The organism is Oceanimonas pelagia, from assembly GCF_030849025.1.
GTDB classification, from domain to species: domain Bacteria; phylum Pseudomonadota; class Gammaproteobacteria; order Enterobacterales; family Aeromonadaceae; genus Oceanimonas; species Oceanimonas pelagia.
In genome coordinates this window covers 2768846-2784192 of sequence record NZ_CP118224.1, presented here as the reverse complement: position 1 = coordinate 2784192, position 15347 = coordinate 2768846, and the positions used below count along the sequence as shown (strand labels likewise).

Below are 15347 nucleotides of genomic sequence, written 5' to 3'. Positions count from 1 at the left end.
ATGGCGCAGGCCGCCTTTGTCATTCACAGCCGCCCCTACCGGGAAACCAGTCAGCTGGTGGAAGTGTTTACCCGCGAGCAGGGGCGGCAGAGCCTGGTGGCCCGGGGCAGTCGCCAGCCCCGCTCGCCCCTCAAGGGGCTGCTGCAGCCCTTTGTGCCCCTGCGGCTCACCTTTGCCGGCAAGGGCGAACTGAAAACCCTGCACAGTGCCGAGGCCACGGGGCCGGCCATCCGGCTGGCCGGCCCGGCCCTCTACAGCGGCCTGTATCTCAACGAGCTCATTCATTATCTGCTGGAAGTGCAGACCCCCTTTGACGAGGTGTTCGACGTCTATCACGACACTCTGCAACAGCTGGCGCTGGGCAGTGCCCTTGAGCCCTGTTTGCGTCATTTCGAGTTTTATATGCTGAATGTGCTCGGCTACGGCGTGGATTTTACTCAGGATGCTCAAACCGGGGCAGCCGTTTCGGGCCGGGGCTGGTATGCTTACCGGCCCGAGGCCGGTTTTGTGGCGCTGGATGGCCCCGAACCCGGCGCCTATCGCGGCGACTGGCTGCTTGCCCTGGCCGGGCTCGAGCTGGAAACCCCCGAGGTGCTGGCGGCGGCCAAACGCTTCAGCCGTACCGCGCTGGCACCCTACCTGGAAGGACGAGTGCTGAAAAGCCGGGCCCTGTTTATCAAAGGAAAGAGAGGAAGTCCCAGTGAGTGAACTGTATTTGGGTGTGAACATCGACCATATCGCCACGCTGCGCAATGCCCGGGGCACCAGTTACCCGGACCCGGTCTACGCCGCCGCCATTGCCGAGCAGGCCGGCGCCGACGGCATTACCGTGCACCTGCGCGAGGATCGCCGGCACATTACCGACCGGGACGTGGAAATCCTGGCGGGTACCATTCAGACCAGAATGAACCTGGAAATGGCGGTGACCGAGGAAATGCTCGACATCGCCTGCCGTATCAAGCCGGCTTTTGTCTGCCTGGTGCCGGAAAAGCGCGAGGAAGTGACCACCGAGGGTGGTCTGGACGTGGCCGGCCAGCTCGGCAAGGTCACGGAGGCGGTCACCCGGCTGCGTGAGGCGGGCATCAAGGTGTCGTTGTTTATTGATGCCGACCGGGCCCAGATCGACGCCGCCGTGGCCACCGGTGCGCCCTACATTGAAATTCACACCGGTCGCTATGCCGATGCCACCGACGAGGCCGAACAACTGGCGGAGCTCAAGCGTATTGCCGCCTCCGCCTCCTATGCTCATGATGCCGGGCTCAAGGTCAACGGCGGCCACGGTCTGCACTATCACAACGTCAAACCCATCGCCGCCATTCCGGAAATGCTGGAGCTGAACATCGGCCACGCCATCATCGCCCGGGCCGCCTTTGACGGCCTGGAGCAGGCGGTACGCGATATGAAGCGCCTGCTGCGCGAAGCCAGACAGGGCGTCTAACCGTTCGTGAGGAGTGAGGGGACAGGAGTGAGGCGTCTCCTCACCCTTCACTCCTCACTCTCACAAAAAAGCTTTCGCTTCTTCCCGTATCTGTTCGATACGCTCTTCCAGCTCCAGCAATTCCGGTTCCAGCGTGTCCAGCGGTTGCTTGTCGAGCAGCGCCTGCTCCAGCCCGGACAGCAGTGACTGCAGCTGGGGCACGCCGCAGTAAAGAGTGCCGCCGTGCAGCTTGTGCAGGGGCGCGTAGAGCTCCTCGGCCTTCAGTTTGCCCGCCAGGGCCGCACTCAGCCGGGGCCTGAATTCGTCAAAGCTGTGCAGCAACAGGCTCAGCATTTCCCGGGCCAGTGTGTCCTTGCCGCCGGCCCGTTGCAGCGCCTGGGGCCAGTCGATCTGGCCGCTGGCCGCCGGCTTGCGGGCAAAGTGATTGATAATGCGCGCCAATATGGCCTCATCGATGGGCTTGGCCAGGTAGTCGTCCATGCCCTGGCCCAGCAGCCGGTCGCGCTCACCGGCAATGGCGTGGGCGGTTACCGCCACAATGGGGGTGCGGGCGTTGGGGCCGCCCTGGCGGCGAATTTCCTGCGTGGCCTGAATGCCGTCGAGCACCGGCATCTGAATGTCCATAAAAATGATGTCGTAGCGGTTGGCGGTGGCCAGATTGAGCGCCTCCCGTCCGTTGCGGCCGGTGTCCACCTGGCTGACCTGCTCGGCCAGCATGGCGCTGATCAGCTTGAGGTTGGCCGGGTTGTCATCCACCGCCAGCACCCGCATCGGCCGGCGGCTGGCCGGCGGCGGCAGGGCGATGGGCGCCACCGGCTCGTCGGCGGGGCGGCGCTGCTCGGTCAGGGCCTGGGCCAGCTTCTGGTAATGGGCCGGCTTGCTCAGGCAATAACTGGCGCCGGCCACCAGCAGCGAGTCGCTGAGGGTGGGATCGGTGGAGCTCAGCAGTATGATGGTCTTGTTGTTGAAGGAGAGCTGACGCTTGAGCTCCTGCTCGATCTGGCTGGGCAGGGCGTGGGGGCCAAAGCCGAGCAGGGCCACGTCCACCGGCTGTGCCGGCGAGGGCTCGTACAGCACCTGCATGCCCCATTCCCGCAGCAGGGCGCTGGTGGCGCGGCGGCTGAAGCCGTCCTCTTCCTGATAGAGCACCGTCTTGCCGCTGAGCTCGGACAGCGGCAGCGGCTCGGCCAGGGGCAGGGCGGCCTTGTCCAGCTCCAGGGTAAAGCTGAACACCGACCCCGATCCCGGCTCGGAGTAAAGCTCGATGTCACCGGCCATCTGGTGCACCAGCTTTTGCGTTATCACCAGCCCGAGGCCGGTGCCGCCATAGCGGCGGGAAATGCTGGAGTCGGCCTGGTTAAAGGCCTGAAACAGCTGGCGGCGCTGGCTGTCGGAAATGCCGATGCCGGTATCCTGCACGTGAATGCACAGCCCGCTGCGCTCGGGCAGGCTGGCGGGGCGGGCATCCACCCGCACGTCCACGTTGCCCTGCTCGGTAAATTTGATGGCGTTGCCCACCAGGTTGTTGAGCACCTGCTGCAGCCTGAGCGGATCGCCCACCAGGCTGTCGTGCACCGCGGCATCCACCCGCATGGACAGCTCCAGCCCCTTGTCGTGGGCGCTGGGCGCCAGCAGGGTCATCACCTCCTGCAGGGTGTCGCGCAGGGAAAAGGGGATCTGCTCCATTTTCAGCTTGCCCGCTTCCAGCTTGGAGAAGTCGAGAATATCGTTGATGATGCCGAGCAGGTTTCGGGCCGATTTTTCGATGGTCTTGAGGTAGTCGAGCTGGTTGGCGGTAAGCTTGGTTTTTTGCAACTGGCGGGCAAAGCCGATCACGCCGTTGAGCGGGGTGCGCAGCTCGTGGGACATGTTGGCCAGAAACTCGGTCTTGACCCGGGCGGCTTCCTGGGCCCGCTTCTTGGCCATGTCGAGCTCGATGTTCTGTATCTCGATCTGTTCCAGGGTTTCGCGCAGATCCGAGGTGGCCTGATCGATGTTCTGCTGCATTTCGTCGTGGTATTCCGACAACGACTTGGCCATGGCGTTGATGCCGTTTTTAAGCATCTCCAGCTCGCCGCTGAACTCGCCGCTCACCCGGGTATCGAGCCGGCCTTCCCGAATCTTGTAGACGGCGCTGACCATATCGGTGATGGGCTGGGACACCCCCTTGATCAGCCTGACCCCGAACAGGGCGCTCACGCACACCCCCAGCAGCACGATCAGGCCGGCAAAGAAGGTATCGCGATAATGCAGCAGCATGGCCGAGTCGTCGGTCAGCTGCATGGCCACATACCCCAGGGGCTGGGTGGAGGACTCCTCCCACAGGGCGTCGACCCGGGCCGTGTCAGTGAGTACCGGCGTGCGCAGAATAATGCCGCCTTCGCCGGTTTCCACACTGGTGGCGGCGGGAATGCCGGCACCGGCGGGCAGGCGCAGGCTGTTGAAATCCCGGTGGTAGTTGGAGGTCACCAGCAGCCGGCCCTCGGTGTCGAACAGGGCGATGGCGCTGACCAGCGGGCTGTTGTTGCGGTGAATGTTGCTGAGCAGGCGGTTGAGGGCTTCCCGGTTGCGACCGGACAGTGCCAGCTCGCTGGCCAGGGCCAGGGGTTCGATGACGTTGACCCCTTCCTGGATCAGCGCATCCTCCAGCTGCTGGTAACGGTTTACCGAGAAATACCCGGCCAGCAAAATGCCGATGATCAGGGTCGGAATAATGGTAAAGGCCAGTACCCGGGCTCGCAGGCCGTATTTGGTCATAGTGGGCTAATGTGGGACAATGCGCGTTCAAAAGACAGTAGACTTATGATGACATAGCCGGTTCGAGGGCTCCACGTTTTATGGTTCAGTTCTTCAAGGTCAAAAAGCCCGCTGTGCCGGCGCAGACACCGCTGGATATTCGCATTCTGGAACTCAATGGCCACGGCATGGGCGTGGCCCGCCACCAGGGCAAGCCGCTGTTTGTGGCCGGCGTACTGCCCGGTGAGGAAGTGCGGGTAAAACTGACCACCCAGACCAGCCGTTACGCCACCGCTACCCTGCAGAAGGTGCTCAAGGCCTCGCCCGAGCGGGTCCGGCCCTTTTGCAGCCATGCCGCTGACTGCGGCGGCTGCAACCTGCAGCAGGTGCCGCTCCCGGCCCAGCGCGCCCTCAAGCACAAGGCGGTGACCGGTCTGTTTGCCCGTCATGGCATTCATGCGCTGCCCGAGCCGGAATGGCTGAGCGGTGAGGGCCAGGGCTATCGCCGGGTGGCGCGGCTGGCCATTCGCCGCCAGGGCAAGGGCGTGGCCCTGGGGTTTCGCCAGCCCCAGTCTCACGAGCTGGTGGAGATAGCGCACTGCGGTGTGCTCACGCCGGCGCTTTCGAGCCTGATCGCTCCGTTGCGCCAGTTGCTCAACCGGCTGCGGGCCCTGCGTCAGCTGGGCCATCTCGAGCTTTATGACTCGGCCGAGGGCGTGGCCCTGCTGCTGCGCCACACCGGCACCCTGCCGGTGGCGGATCTGGACAGCCTGCTGGCCTTTGCCCAGGCGCGCACACTGGCGTTGTTTTTGCAGGATGATACCGCCAGACGCCCTTTACATGTTCCATTTCCGCTTTATTATCAGATAGATAATTTACGGCTCTGTTTTACCCCCGGCGACTTTATTCAGGTCAACGGTGCCCTCAATGAGGGCATGGTGCACCAGGCCATCGACTGGCTGGCGCCCGAGCCGGGCATGCCGGTACTGGATTTGTTCTGCGGCATCGGCAACTTCTGTCTGCCCCTGGCGGCCGCCGGCCACCCGGTGGTGGGGGTGGAAGGAGTGATGGAAATGGTGGAGCAGGCCCGGGGCAATGCCGAAGACAACCAACTGAGCCGGGCCCGTTTTTACCGGGCCGATCTGGCCGCCGACTTTACCGGCGAGCCCTGGGCCACGGAAGGCTTTGACCGAGTGCTGATCGATCCCGGCCGGGCCGGTGCCGAGCGGGTAATGCCCTATCTGGCCGAGCTGGCGCCCGAGCGGCTGCTGTATGTGTCGTGCAACCCCGCCACCCTGGCCCGGGACAGCGAAATCCTGCTGGCCGCCGGCTACCGCCTCGGCCGGCTCGGACTGATAGATATGTTTCCCCACACGCCCCATTGCGAGGCAATGGCGCTGTTCGAACGCTAAGGACGCTCAATGGTTTCAGTGCGCGATACTCACCTCAAGTCGACTTTCTTTCTTGACGAATGGGCCCAGGGACTGCCGCTGGATGCCAACGAGCGAGAGCAACTGAAGGCGGTGTATGAATACTGCGCGCGACTGGAGCCCTGTCAGCAGATAAGGGATCGTCTGCATGCCCAGGGGGTGGAAATGGTCGGCATTCTGCTGACCCTGAGCATGGATGCCGACACCCTGACGTCGGCCCTGCTTTATCCGTTTGTGGAGCAGGGAGCGCTGAGCCCGGAGCGGGTGCGGGAGGACTTCGGTGACAACATTCACCGCCTGCTGCAGGGCGTGGCCGACATGGAGGCGATTCGCTCGCTGCAGCACGTGCACGGCGACAAGGGTAACGAAGCCCAGGTCGACAAGGTGCGGCGCATGTTGCTGGCCATGGTAGAGGACGTGCGCGCCGTGGTGATCAAGCTGGCCGAGCGCATCACCTGCCTGCGCGAGGTCAAGCGTGCCGACGAGGAAACCCGGGTGCTGGTGGCCAAGGAGATCGCCAACATCTATGCGCCCCTGGCCAACCGGCTGGGTATCGGCCAGCTCAAATGGGAGCTGGAGGATCTGTCGTTTCGCTATCTGCACCCGGACACCTACAAGCGCATTGCCCACTTGCTGGATGAGAAGCGGCTGGCGCGGGAAGACTACATCAGCAATTTTGTCGCTACCCTGCAGGCGGCGCTGAAGGAGGCCGGGGTGGAGGCCGAAGTCTATGGCCGGCCCAAGCATATTTACAGCATCTGGCGCAAGATGCAGAAAAAGAACCTCGACTTCGACGAGCTGTTTGACGTGCGCGCGGTGCGGGTGGTGACCCACCGGCTGCAGGACTGCTACGCCGCGCTTGGCATAGTGCACACCCAGTGGCGTCACATTCCGCGGGAATTCGACGACTATGTTGCCAATCCCAAGCCCAACGGTTACCAGTCCATTCACACCGTGGTGATCGGCCCTGAGGGCAAGACGGTGGAGATTCAGATCCGCACCGATCAGATGCATCAGGATGCGGAGCTGGGGGTGGCGGCCCACTGGAAATACAAGGAAGGCACCGGCGGCGGCAGGCAGGGTGGTTTCGAGGAAAAGATCGCCTGGCTCAGAAAGCTGCTGGCCTGGCAGGAAGACATGGCCGAAAGCGGCTCTCTGGTGGACGAGCTGCGCAGCCAGGTGTTTGAAGACCGGGTGTACGTGTTTACCCCCAAGGGCGATGTGGTGGACATGCCCGCCGGCGCCACCCCCCTGGACTTTGCCTATTACGTGCACAGCCAGGTGGGCCACCGCTGCATCGGCGCCAAGGTGGACGGTCGCATCGTACCCTTTACCTATCAGCTGCAGACCGGCGATCAGGTGGAGATCATCACCCAGAAGCAGCCCAACCCCAGCCGTGACTGGATGAACCCCAACCAGGGCTTTCTGCGCACCGCCCGGGCCCGCTCCAAGGTGGCCACCTGGTTCAAGAAACAGGACAGGGACAAGAACATACTGGCCGGGCGCGAACTGCTCGACAAGGAGCTGGAGCGGCTGGGGCTGAGCTTTGCCAAGGTCGACAAAAAAGTGCTGGAGCGCTTTAACGTGACCAGCCTGGACGACCTGCTGGCGGGCATCGGCGGGGGCGATCTGCGCATCAACCAGCTGCTCAATCATCTGCAGAGCCAGCACAAGAAGCCCACCGACGCCGAGCAGGATCAGCAGGTGCTGCGCGAGCTGGAGCAGAAGGCCGCGAAAAAACAGGACAGCAAGCCCAGGGGCCACATAGTGGTGCAGGGAGTAGGCAACCTGCTGACCAATACCGCCCGCTGCTGCCAGCCCATTCCCGGCGATGAGATCATCGGCTTTATCACCCAGGGGCGGGGCATTTCCATTCACAGATCCGACTGTGATCAGCTCAAGGAGCTGACCGCCCAGCATCCGGAGCGGGTGGTGGAGGCGGTATGGGGTGAAGACAACGGCGGCGGCTATCAGCTGACGCTGCGGGTCGTGGCCAACGATCGTTCCGGCCTGTTGCGGGACATCACCACCATACTGGCCAACGAAAAAATCAATGTGATGGGGGTCAACAGCCGCTCCAACCGCAAGCAGCAGACCGCCACCATCGACATGGAGCTGGAAGTCTACAACATCGACACCCTGAGCCGGACCCTGGCCCGCATCAGCCAGCTGCCGGACATTCTGGAAGCCCGGCGGCTGTAGCTGGCCGCCCTTTTATGGCAACGGCTTACCCACTAGGGAGACACATGGAACAACATCATTATTCGCTGACCGATTTGCTGGCGATCATGGCCGCGTTGCGGGATCCGGAAAACGGCTGCCCCTGGGATCTGAAACAGGACTTCGCCAGCATAGTGCCGCATACCCTGGAAGAAGCCTACGAAGTGGCCGACACCATTGCCCGCCGGGCCTGGGACGAGTTGCCCGGGGAGCTCGGGGATCTGCTGTTTCAGGTGGTATTTTACGCCCGCCTGGGCGAGGAGCAGTCCCGTTTCAATTTTGGCGATGTGGTGCAGGCCATCAGCGCCAAGCTGGTCAGCCGCCATCCTCATGTGTTTGGCAACGCCCGTTTCGATGACGAGGCCGCCATCAAGGCCAACTGGGAGGCCACCAAGTCCGGGGAGCGCAAGGCACGCGATGCCGCGGCCACCAGTGCTCTGGATGACATTCCCCTGGCGCTGCCGGCGCTGACCCGGGCTCATAAAATCCAGAAGCGCTGCGCCGCCGTTGGGTTTGACTGGCGTGAGCTGCCACCGGTGGTGGACAAGATTCGGGAAGAGCTGGACGAAGTGATGGAGGAAGTGAACCGTCCCGAGCGCGATGCAGATCGTATCGCCGATGAGCTGGGGGACCTGTTGTTCGCCACCGTCAACCTGGTGCGTCACCTTCAGCAGGAGCCAGAAAGCGTGTTGCGCCGGGCCAACGACAAGTTCGAGCGCCGTTTTCGCGCCGTGGAGCAATTGCTCACCGCCGATGGCAAGGACAGCCGCGCCTGCTCGCTGGCAGAGCTGGACCATTACTGGAACCGGGTCAAGGACGGCGAGGGCTGAGCCGCTTAATGTTTGCCGGATCCGGCCGATAACCGGCACATAAAGGAGGAGCCATGACGCGTTTGCCCCTGTTGTTGCTGTGCTGTTGTTTGTCGGTGTCGGCGGCCGAGCCCCTGGCCACGGATGCTGCCACGCCTGCCACCCTGGCGGTGGATCTGGACGGGCTCAAGGCCGTGCCCCTGTACGAAGAAAGCGAGCTGATCGGGCTTATCAACCAGAACCGCCACCTGCAGCGGGTGCGGGATCAGGATGAGTGCCAGCTGGTGCAGGACATCGAGGCCCGGGCCGAGGTCCTGCGGCTGCCGTCCTACCAGTTTCTGTGGGGCGACATGCTGGCCTGGGGGGTGTGCGTGCCCGCCGAGCCGCGTCGGGGACTGCAAATGCTGTGGGCGGCGGCCCGCCAGGGACTGCCCGCGGCCCTGGAGCAACTGGGGCGTTACTATTATGCGGGCACCCTGGTGCAGCAAAACCGGGAGCGGGCCGAGCCGCTGATGCAGGAAGCGGCCAGCCTGGGGCTGGAAAAGGCACAGCTGACCTGGGCCGCCTGGCTGCTGGAGGGGGCCGGCAGCCCGCTGGACTATCCCCAGGCCTATTTGTGGCTCAAGCAGATTGTCACCGATGACAAAAGCCGCTACCGGCAAGCGGAGCGCCTGAGTCAGGGCCTGGCGGCGCGCATGCCGGCGCACACCGTCAAGGCATTGAACCACCAGCTGTTATACTGAGCCCGGTCGCCTTTTGGCATGACATTTAATGTCAGCCCGGGCATGAATGTGTATCATGTATATATGTTCGCCCCTCACTCGGATCCGTGACCCATGAAGCTGACCACCTATACCGACTTCGGCCTGCGGGCCCTGATGTATCTGGCCACCCTGCCGCGGGGCGAGCTCACCAGTGTGGCCCGGGTATCGGCACTGTACGATGTGTCGCGCAATCACATGGTCAAGGTGATCAATCAGCTGGCGCGGGAAGGCTACATTCACGCCCTGCGCGGCAAGAACGGCGGCATTCGCCTGGCTAAAGAGCCGAAAGACATCAATGTGGGTCGGGTGATCCGGCTGCTGGAGCACAACCTCAGGGGCATTGACTGTGGCAGTCCGGCCTGTCAGCTGGTGCCGGCCTGCCGGCTGAGGAACGCCCTGGGGCAGGCGATGGAGGCGTTCTTGCAGGTGATGGAGGGTTACACCCTGGCGGATCTGGTGGGCAACCGGGACGAGCTGATGACCATCTTCAGCCATCTGGAAGCGGAAAGCCTGCGCCGCAGCGCAGGCTGAACCTTGCTCAAGGGTGCCCCGGCAGGTAGTACTGGGGCTGCACCCGCACCTGCTTGATCACGTTGTTTTCCACTTCCAGGATCTCTATCGGGTAACCCGCCAGACGCAGGCCGATATTGGCCTCGGGAATGTCTTCCAGATACTCCAGAATAAGTCCGTTAAGAGAACGGGGGCCGTCGGTGGGCAGGTTCCAGTTCAGCTCCTTGTTCAGATCCCGAATGCTGGCGGAGCCTTCAATCAGGTAGGAGCCGTCGTCCTGGGGCTTGATCTCGTCGCTCAGGGTGGGGCTGATGGTGGTGGTGAAGTCACCCACTATTTCTTCCAGAATGTCATCCAGGGTGATCAGGCCCTGAATATCGCCGTACTCGTCCACAATCAGGCCAATGCGCTCCTTGTTGCGCTGGAATTTGAGCAACTGCACATTGAGCGGCGTGGCCTCGGGAATAAAATACAGTTCCCGGGCCGCCCGCATCAGGCTGGGCTTGCACAACTCCTCCTTGGCCAGCAGGCGCAGGGCGTCGCGGGCGTGAATAAAGCCCAGAGCATCGTCGATGTTGTCCCGGTACAGCAGCACCTTGGTGTGAGGGCTTTGCAGCAGGCGGCGGTTGATGCTCTTCCAGTCCTGAGTGATGTCGATGCCGTAGATCTCGTTGCGCGGCACCATGATGTCGTCCACCGTCACCTTTTCCAGATCCAGAATCGACACCAGCATGTCCTGGTGGCGGCGGGGAATAAGGCCTCCGGCCTCGTTGACGATGGTGCGCAATTCCTCAGAGGTGATGGCGGTGTCTTCGCCGCCCTTGGGGTTGATGCGAAACAGTGCCAGCAGGCCGTTGGAAATGGCGTTGATGGTCCACACCGCCGGATACAGCAGCACCATCAGGGGCCGCAGAATAATGGAGGCGGGAAAGGCCACCTTTTCCGGGTAGAGCGCGGCCAGGGTCTTGGGGGTGACTTCCGAGAAGATCAGCACCGCCAGGGTCAGGCCGATGGTGGCCACGGCCACGCCGTAGTCGCCAAACAGGCGAATGGCCAGCAGGGTGGCAATGGCGGAGGCCAGAATGTTGACCAGGTTGTTGCCTATCAGGATGAGGCCAATCAGGCGGTCCGGGCGTGACAGCAGCTTTTCAACCCGGGTGGCGGCCTTGTGGCGGCTTTGCACCAGGTGCCGCAACCGGTAACGGTTGAGCGACATCATGCCGGTTTCGGAGCTGGAGAAAAAGGCGGAAACAAACAGCAGTGCAATCAGGATGCCGGTAAGCGCACCCGTCGATATGTCGTCCAAACAGACCGTCCTGTGTAAAAAACCTGATCAATTTCTACGAGTTTGCCGAAAGTCTGTCAAGAACCGAGCAGAACTTCCCGCACGAAGCGGCTGCCAAAATAGGCCAGGGTCAGCAGCAGGCTGCCGGCCACGCTGGTCCAGATCACCTTGCGCCCCCGCCAGCCCAGGCGGTGATGGCCCCACAGCAGGCCCACATACACGCACCAGGCGATAATGGTGAGCACCGCCTTGTGTACCTTGCCAGGGCTGAACATTTCCTGCAAAAAGAACAGGCCGCTGGAAATGGACAGGGTCAGCAGTACTACGCCGGCAAAGATCAACCGGAACAGATAACGCTCCAGGGTCATCAGCGGCGGCATGGCGGGCAGGTTGGTGAGCTTGTGTTTCTTCAGCCGGTGGTCGAGAAAACCGAGCAGAATGGCCAGCAGGCAGGCAATGCCCAGCAGCGAGTAGGACATCAGTCCCAGGGTGATGTGCACCAGCACCTCGGGACGGGTTTCCAGATGCATGGTGTAATGGCCGGGCAGCAGCATGTCGGCCACCAGCAGCAGCAAGGCAAAACCGTACACCACCGGCATCAGCACCCAGACGTTGAAGCGGGTCACCAGCAGGGTCATCAGGCCGGCCACGATCAGACTGACCAGTGAGGCAACGTTAAGCATGCTCAGGTTCTGCCCCGGCACCAGCACCACCGTATTGACCAGCCAGGTGCCGTGCAGCAGCAGGGCACACACCGCGGCCAGCAGGCCGTAGCGGCGCCCCTGGTTGTGCGGGTTAAACAGGTTGTGCACGCAGGCAAAGGCCGCCAACAGGTAAAACGCCATCGCCAGAACAGCAAGCAGTTCCATAATGAATGTCAGCCATTTATCGGAAATATAAAAAGAAAGGCCAGTATACCCCCAAGGCCTTTGCCATCGCCAGCCGGCGCGCTTAAGTTCGGAGCGCAACTTGGTTATACTGGTCGCAATTTTCGCCATTTGCGGACGTAGTTCATGTTTGAGAATCTCACCGAAAGGCTGTCGCGCACGCTGAAAAACATCAGCGGCCGCGGACGCCTGACCGAAGACAATATCAAGGAAACCCTGCGCGAAGTGCGCATGGCTCTGCTCGAAGCCGACGTCGCCCTGCCGGTGGTGCGGGAGTTCGTCAACCGGGTCAAGGAACGGGCGGTGGGCCAGGAGGTTTCCAAGTCCCTGAGCCCGGGCCAGGCCTTTATCAAGATCGTCAACGCCGAGCTGGTGGCGGTGATGGGCGAGGCCAACGAAGCCCTCGACCTGGCGGTGAGCCCGCCGGCGGTGGTATTGATGGCGGGCCTGCAGGGGGCCGGTAAAACCACCTCGGTGGGCAAGCTGGCCAAGTACCTGAAGGAGCGGGAAAAGAAGAAGGTGCTGGTGGTCAGTGCCGACGTCTATCGTCCGGCGGCGATCAAGCAGCTCGAGACCCTGGCGGCGGATCTGGAGGTGGAATGCTTCCCCAGCGACATCAGCCAGAAGCCGGTGGACATCGGCCGCAACGCCGTGGAGCACGCCCGCAAGAAATTCTTTGACGTGGTGCTGGTGGATACCGCCGGTCGTCTGCATGTCGACGAAGACATGATGACCGAGATCCAGCAGTTGCACGCCGCCATCGAGCCGGTGGAAACCCTGTTCGTGGTGGACGCCATGACCGGTCAGGACGCCGCCAACACCGCCAAGGCCTTCAGCGAGGCGCTGCCGCTCACCGGGGTGATCCTCACCAAGGCCGACGGTGACGCCCGGGGCGGTGCTGCGCTGTCGGTGCGCCACATTACCGGCAAGCCGATCAAGTTTATCGGTATGGGTGAAAAGGTCGATGCCCTTGAACCCTTCCACCCGGACCGGGTGGCCTCGCGCATTCTGGGCATGGGCGACGTGCTGTCGCTGATCGACCAGATGGAGCGCTCGGTGGACAAGAACAAGGCCGCCGAAATGGCCCAGAAGCTCAAGAAGGGCAAGGGCTTTGATCTGGAAGACTTCCGTGACCAGCTGGTGCAGATGCGCAACATGGGCGGCATGATGAGCCTGATGGACAAGTTGCCGGGCATGAACCAGCTGCCCGACAACCTCAAGGATCAGGTCAACGACAAGCTCACCGTGCGCATGGAAGCCATCATCAACTCCATGACGCCGAAAGAGCGCCGTCATCCGGAGCTGATCAAGGGCAGCCGCAAGCGCCGTATTGCGCTGGGCTCGGGCACCGAGGTGCAGGAAGTGAACAAGCTGCTCAAGCAGTTCACCCAGATGCAGAAAATGATGAAGAAAATGTCCGGCAAGGGTGGCATGCGCAAGATGATGAGCCAGATGCAGGGCATGATGGGACCGGGGGGACTGGGCGGCGGTGGCCGTCGCGGGCCATTCTGACCGGACCACGAATTCTTCGCCGGCGGCTGCCGGCAGAAGGAAAGCAAGCTGCGCAGGCCCCCTTTTGGTTGCATTCTCACCTGATCGGAGTACAATTGCGCGGCTTATTTTAAGCCGGGGTTCGCATTGTTCGCGAACCTTGTTTGTTTCAAGTGAATAGAGGACGGTATGGTAACCATTCGTTTACAACGTGGTGGCGCGAAAAAGCGTCCGTTCTACCAGGTAGTAGTTGCAGACAGCCGCTACGCTCGCGATGGTCGTTTCATCGAGAAAGTAGGCTTCTTCAACCCGATCGCCGCCGGCCAGGCAGAAAAACTGCGTCTGGACCTGGAGCGCATCAACCACTGGGTAGCCCAGGGTGCAAGCCTCTCCGAGCGCGTGGCCAAGCTGGTCAAAGACGCTTCCAAAGCCGCCGCCTGAGCCGGTCGGGCGAGGAGTGAAAGGTGAGTGAACCTGTCATAGTAGGCCGCCTGGGCGCCGTTTACGGCATTAAGGGCTGGTTGAAAGTCAACTCCTTTACCGAACAGCCCGATGGCATTTTCGATTATCAGCCCTGGCTGATAAGAGATGGCAAAGGCTGGCGTGAAATTCAGGTCACTGGATGGAAACGCCACAACAAGAGCCTGATTTGCAAGCTGGCCGATATCGACCAGCGTGAAGAGGCTCAGGCACTGACCGGTGCCGACATCGCAGTCAGCGCCGAGGCTCTGCCCTCGCTGCCGGCGGATGAATTTTACTGGCGCGATCTGGTCGGTTGTCAGGTGAAAAACACCCAGGGGTATGACCTCGGTGTGGTGTCTCAGCTGATGGAAACCGGCTCCAACGACGTGCTGGTGGTCAAAGCCAATGCCAACGACGCATTTGGTCAACGGGAACGGTTGATTCCGTTTCTGGAACAACAGGTGATCAAGTCCGTGAACATTCAGGACCGAGTCATCGAAGTAGAGTGGGATCCGGATTTTTAATCCCGGTAGTCCTGCGCGGAGAGAATCATGTGGATAGGGGTCGTCAGCCTCTTCCCGGAGATGTTCCGGGCAGTCAGTGACTACGGGGTCACCGGTAGGGCCGTGAAAGAAGGCCTGCTGACATTTGAAAGCTGGAATCCGCGGGATTTCACCCGGGATAAACACCGCACTGTCGACGACAGACCCTACGGGGGCGGACCGGGCATGCTGATGATGGTGCAACCATTGCGCGACGCCATAGCGGCGGCGCGGGCAGCGGCGGGCGAGGGCGCCAGGGTAATTTACCTTTCCCCTCAGGGCCGCAGGCTGGATCAGCAGGGCGTGCGCGAGCTGGCAACTCAGGACAAATTAATCCTGGTGGCCGGACGCTATGAAGGTGTGGACGAGCGGGTAATAGAAGCCGATATCGACGAAGAATGGTCGGTGGGCGATTACGTGCTCAGTGGCGGCGAATTGCCGGCCATGGTGCTGATAGATGCGGTGGCCCGTCTGGTGCCCGGCGTATTGGGTGACATGGCCAGTGCGGAGCAGGACTCCTTCAGTGAAGGTTTGCTGGATCATCCTCACTACACCCGCCCCGAGCAGCTGGAGGGAATGGCCGTTCCCGAAGTGTTGCTCAGTGGCAACCACGCCGACATAGAGCGCTGGAGAATGCAGCAGTCGCTGGGCCGTACCTGGTTGAGAAGGCCGGAACTGCTTAACAACCTAGCTCTGACTGACGAGCAGGAACAGCTTCTTGCCCAATTTGTGCGCGAACAGCAGGACAAACAGTAGAGTTTTCAGTTTACCCT

The 15347-nt window shown here is 62.0% G+C and carries 14 protein-coding genes; 11 read left to right on the top strand and 3 right to left on the bottom strand.

Annotated features, from left to right (window positions below; genetic code table 11):
* Together recO and pdxJ are read left to right on the top strand one after the other, a co-directional pair.
* Complete coding sequence (recO, locus tag PU634_RS13290; protein WP_306761270.1) at nucleotides 1-708, top strand: DNA repair protein RecO; 708 nt, start codon at nucleotides 1-3, stop codon at nucleotides 706-708.
* Nucleotides 701-1438 carry a pyridoxine 5'-phosphate synthase gene (pdxJ, locus tag PU634_RS13285; RefSeq protein ID WP_306761269.1) on the top strand — a complete coding sequence of 246 codons (738 nt, stop codon included), beginning with the start codon at nucleotides 701-703 and terminating at the stop codon, nucleotides 1436-1438. Before recO ends, pdxJ begins: the two co-directional genes overlap by 8 nt.
* A 60-nt stretch (nucleotides 1439-1498) precedes the next feature.
* Here pdxJ and barA read toward each other — a convergent pair whose 3' ends face one another.
* Entirely contained in the window at nucleotides 1499-4195 is a 2697-nt protein-coding gene (barA, locus tag PU634_RS13280) for a two-component sensor histidine kinase BarA (protein WP_306761268.1), read from the bottom strand.
* Between the two features lie 80 nt (nucleotides 4196-4275).
* On the opposite strand from barA, the gene rlmD reads away from it, so the two are divergent.
* The 5 genes from rlmD to PU634_RS13255 all read left to right on the top strand — a co-directional run bounded on the left by rlmD (nucleotide 4276) and on the right by PU634_RS13255 (nucleotide 9928).
* Entirely contained in the window at nucleotides 4276-5586 is a 1311-nt protein-coding gene (gene rlmD, locus PU634_RS13275) for a 23S rRNA (uracil(1939)-C(5))-methyltransferase RlmD (RefSeq protein ID WP_306761267.1), read from the top strand.
* A 9-nt stretch (nucleotides 5587-5595) separates the two neighbouring features.
* Nucleotides 5596-7806, top strand: a complete 2211-nt coding sequence (gene relA, locus PU634_RS13270) for a GTP diphosphokinase (protein ID WP_306761266.1) — start codon at nucleotides 5596-5598, stop codon at nucleotides 7804-7806.
* Nucleotides 7807-7850: 44 nt separating this feature from the next.
* Nucleotides 7851-8654 (top strand): nucleoside triphosphate pyrophosphohydrolase, encoded by an 804-nt coding sequence (gene mazG, locus PU634_RS13265; RefSeq protein ID WP_306761265.1) that lies wholly within the window; start codon nucleotides 7851-7853, stop codon nucleotides 8652-8654.
* 53 nt (nucleotides 8655-8707) lie between these two features.
* Entirely contained in the window at nucleotides 8708-9376 is a 669-nt protein-coding gene (locus PU634_RS13260; protein ID WP_306761264.1) for a tetratricopeptide repeat protein, read from the top strand.
* Between the two features lie 93 nt (nucleotides 9377-9469).
* Nucleotides 9470-9928, top strand: coding sequence for an Rrf2 family transcriptional regulator (locus PU634_RS13255; RefSeq protein WP_306761263.1), 459 nt, complete (start codon nucleotides 9470-9472; stop codon nucleotides 9926-9928).
* A gap of 7 nt (nucleotides 9929-9935) precedes the next feature.
* On the opposite strand, the gene PU634_RS13250 is transcribed toward PU634_RS13255, so the two are convergent.
* Both PU634_RS13250 and PU634_RS13245 read right to left on the bottom strand, forming a co-directional pair.
* Complete coding sequence (locus tag PU634_RS13250) at nucleotides 9936-11213, bottom strand: HlyC/CorC family transporter (RefSeq protein WP_306761262.1); 1278 nt, start codon at nucleotides 11211-11213, stop codon at nucleotides 9936-9938.
* A gap of 56 nt (nucleotides 11214-11269) precedes the next feature.
* Nucleotides 11270-12061 (bottom strand): cytochrome C assembly family protein, encoded by a 792-nt coding sequence (locus PU634_RS13245; protein ID WP_306761261.1) that lies wholly within the window; start codon nucleotides 12059-12061, stop codon nucleotides 11270-11272.
* A 144-nt stretch (nucleotides 12062-12205) separates the two neighbouring features.
* Here PU634_RS13245 and ffh point away from each other — a divergent pair, with 144 nt between their 5' ends.
* The 4 genes from ffh to trmD all read left to right on the top strand — a co-directional run bounded on the left by ffh (nucleotide 12206) and on the right by trmD (nucleotide 15330).
* Complete coding sequence (gene ffh, locus PU634_RS13240; RefSeq protein ID WP_306761260.1) at nucleotides 12206-13591, top strand: signal recognition particle protein; 1386 nt, start codon at nucleotides 12206-12208, stop codon at nucleotides 13589-13591.
* 168 nt (nucleotides 13592-13759) lie between these two features.
* Nucleotides 13760-14011 (top strand): 30S ribosomal protein S16, encoded by a 252-nt coding sequence (gene rpsP / locus PU634_RS13235; RefSeq protein WP_094201349.1) that lies wholly within the window; start codon nucleotides 13760-13762, stop codon nucleotides 14009-14011.
* 23 nt (nucleotides 14012-14034) lie between these two features.
* A complete protein-coding gene (gene rimM, locus PU634_RS13230) occupies nucleotides 14035-14556 on the top strand; it encodes a ribosome maturation factor RimM (RefSeq protein WP_306761259.1) in 522 nt (173 codons plus the stop codon).
* A gap of 27 nt (nucleotides 14557-14583) precedes the next feature.
* The gene (gene trmD / locus PU634_RS13225) at nucleotides 14584-15330 is read left to right on the top strand and encodes a tRNA (guanosine(37)-N1)-methyltransferase TrmD (protein WP_306761258.1); all 747 of its coding nucleotides are present in this window, start codon (nucleotides 14584-14586) and stop codon (nucleotides 15328-15330) included.
* Nucleotides 15331-15347 lie beyond the last annotated feature (17 nt).

Bases quoted from the DNA above. Each gene is read 5' to 3' on its own strand.
- recO (WP_306761270.1), top strand. From the start codon at position 1: ATGGCGCAGGCCGCCTTTGTCATTCACAGCCGCCCCTACCGGGAAACC.
- barA (WP_306761268.1), bottom strand. From the start codon at position 4,195: ATGACCAAATACGGCCTGCGAGCCCGGGTACTGGCCTTTACCATTATT.
- rlmD (WP_306761267.1), top strand. From the start codon at position 4,276: ATGGTTCAGTTCTTCAAGGTCAAAAAGCCCGCTGTGCCGGCGCAGACA.
- relA (WP_306761266.1), top strand. From the start codon at position 5,596: ATGGTTTCAGTGCGCGATACTCACCTCAAGTCGACTTTCTTTCTTGAC.
- mazG (WP_306761265.1), top strand. From the start codon at position 7,851: ATGGAACAACATCATTATTCGCTGACCGATTTGCTGGCGATCATGGCC.
- PU634_RS13260 (WP_306761264.1), top strand. From the start codon at position 8,708: ATGACGCGTTTGCCCCTGTTGTTGCTGTGCTGTTGTTTGTCGGTGTCG.
- PU634_RS13255 (WP_306761263.1), top strand. From the start codon at position 9,470: ATGAAGCTGACCACCTATACCGACTTCGGCCTGCGGGCCCTGATGTAT.
- PU634_RS13245 (WP_306761261.1), bottom strand. From the start codon at position 12,061: ATGGAACTGCTTGCTGTTCTGGCGATGGCGTTTTACCTGTTGGCGGCC.
- ffh (WP_306761260.1), top strand. From the start codon at position 12,206: ATGTTTGAGAATCTCACCGAAAGGCTGTCGCGCACGCTGAAAAACATC.
- rpsP (WP_094201349.1), top strand. From the start codon at position 13,760: ATGGTAACCATTCGTTTACAACGTGGTGGCGCGAAAAAGCGTCCGTTC.
- trmD (WP_306761258.1), top strand. From the start codon at position 14,584: ATGTGGATAGGGGTCGTCAGCCTCTTCCCGGAGATGTTCCGGGCAGTC.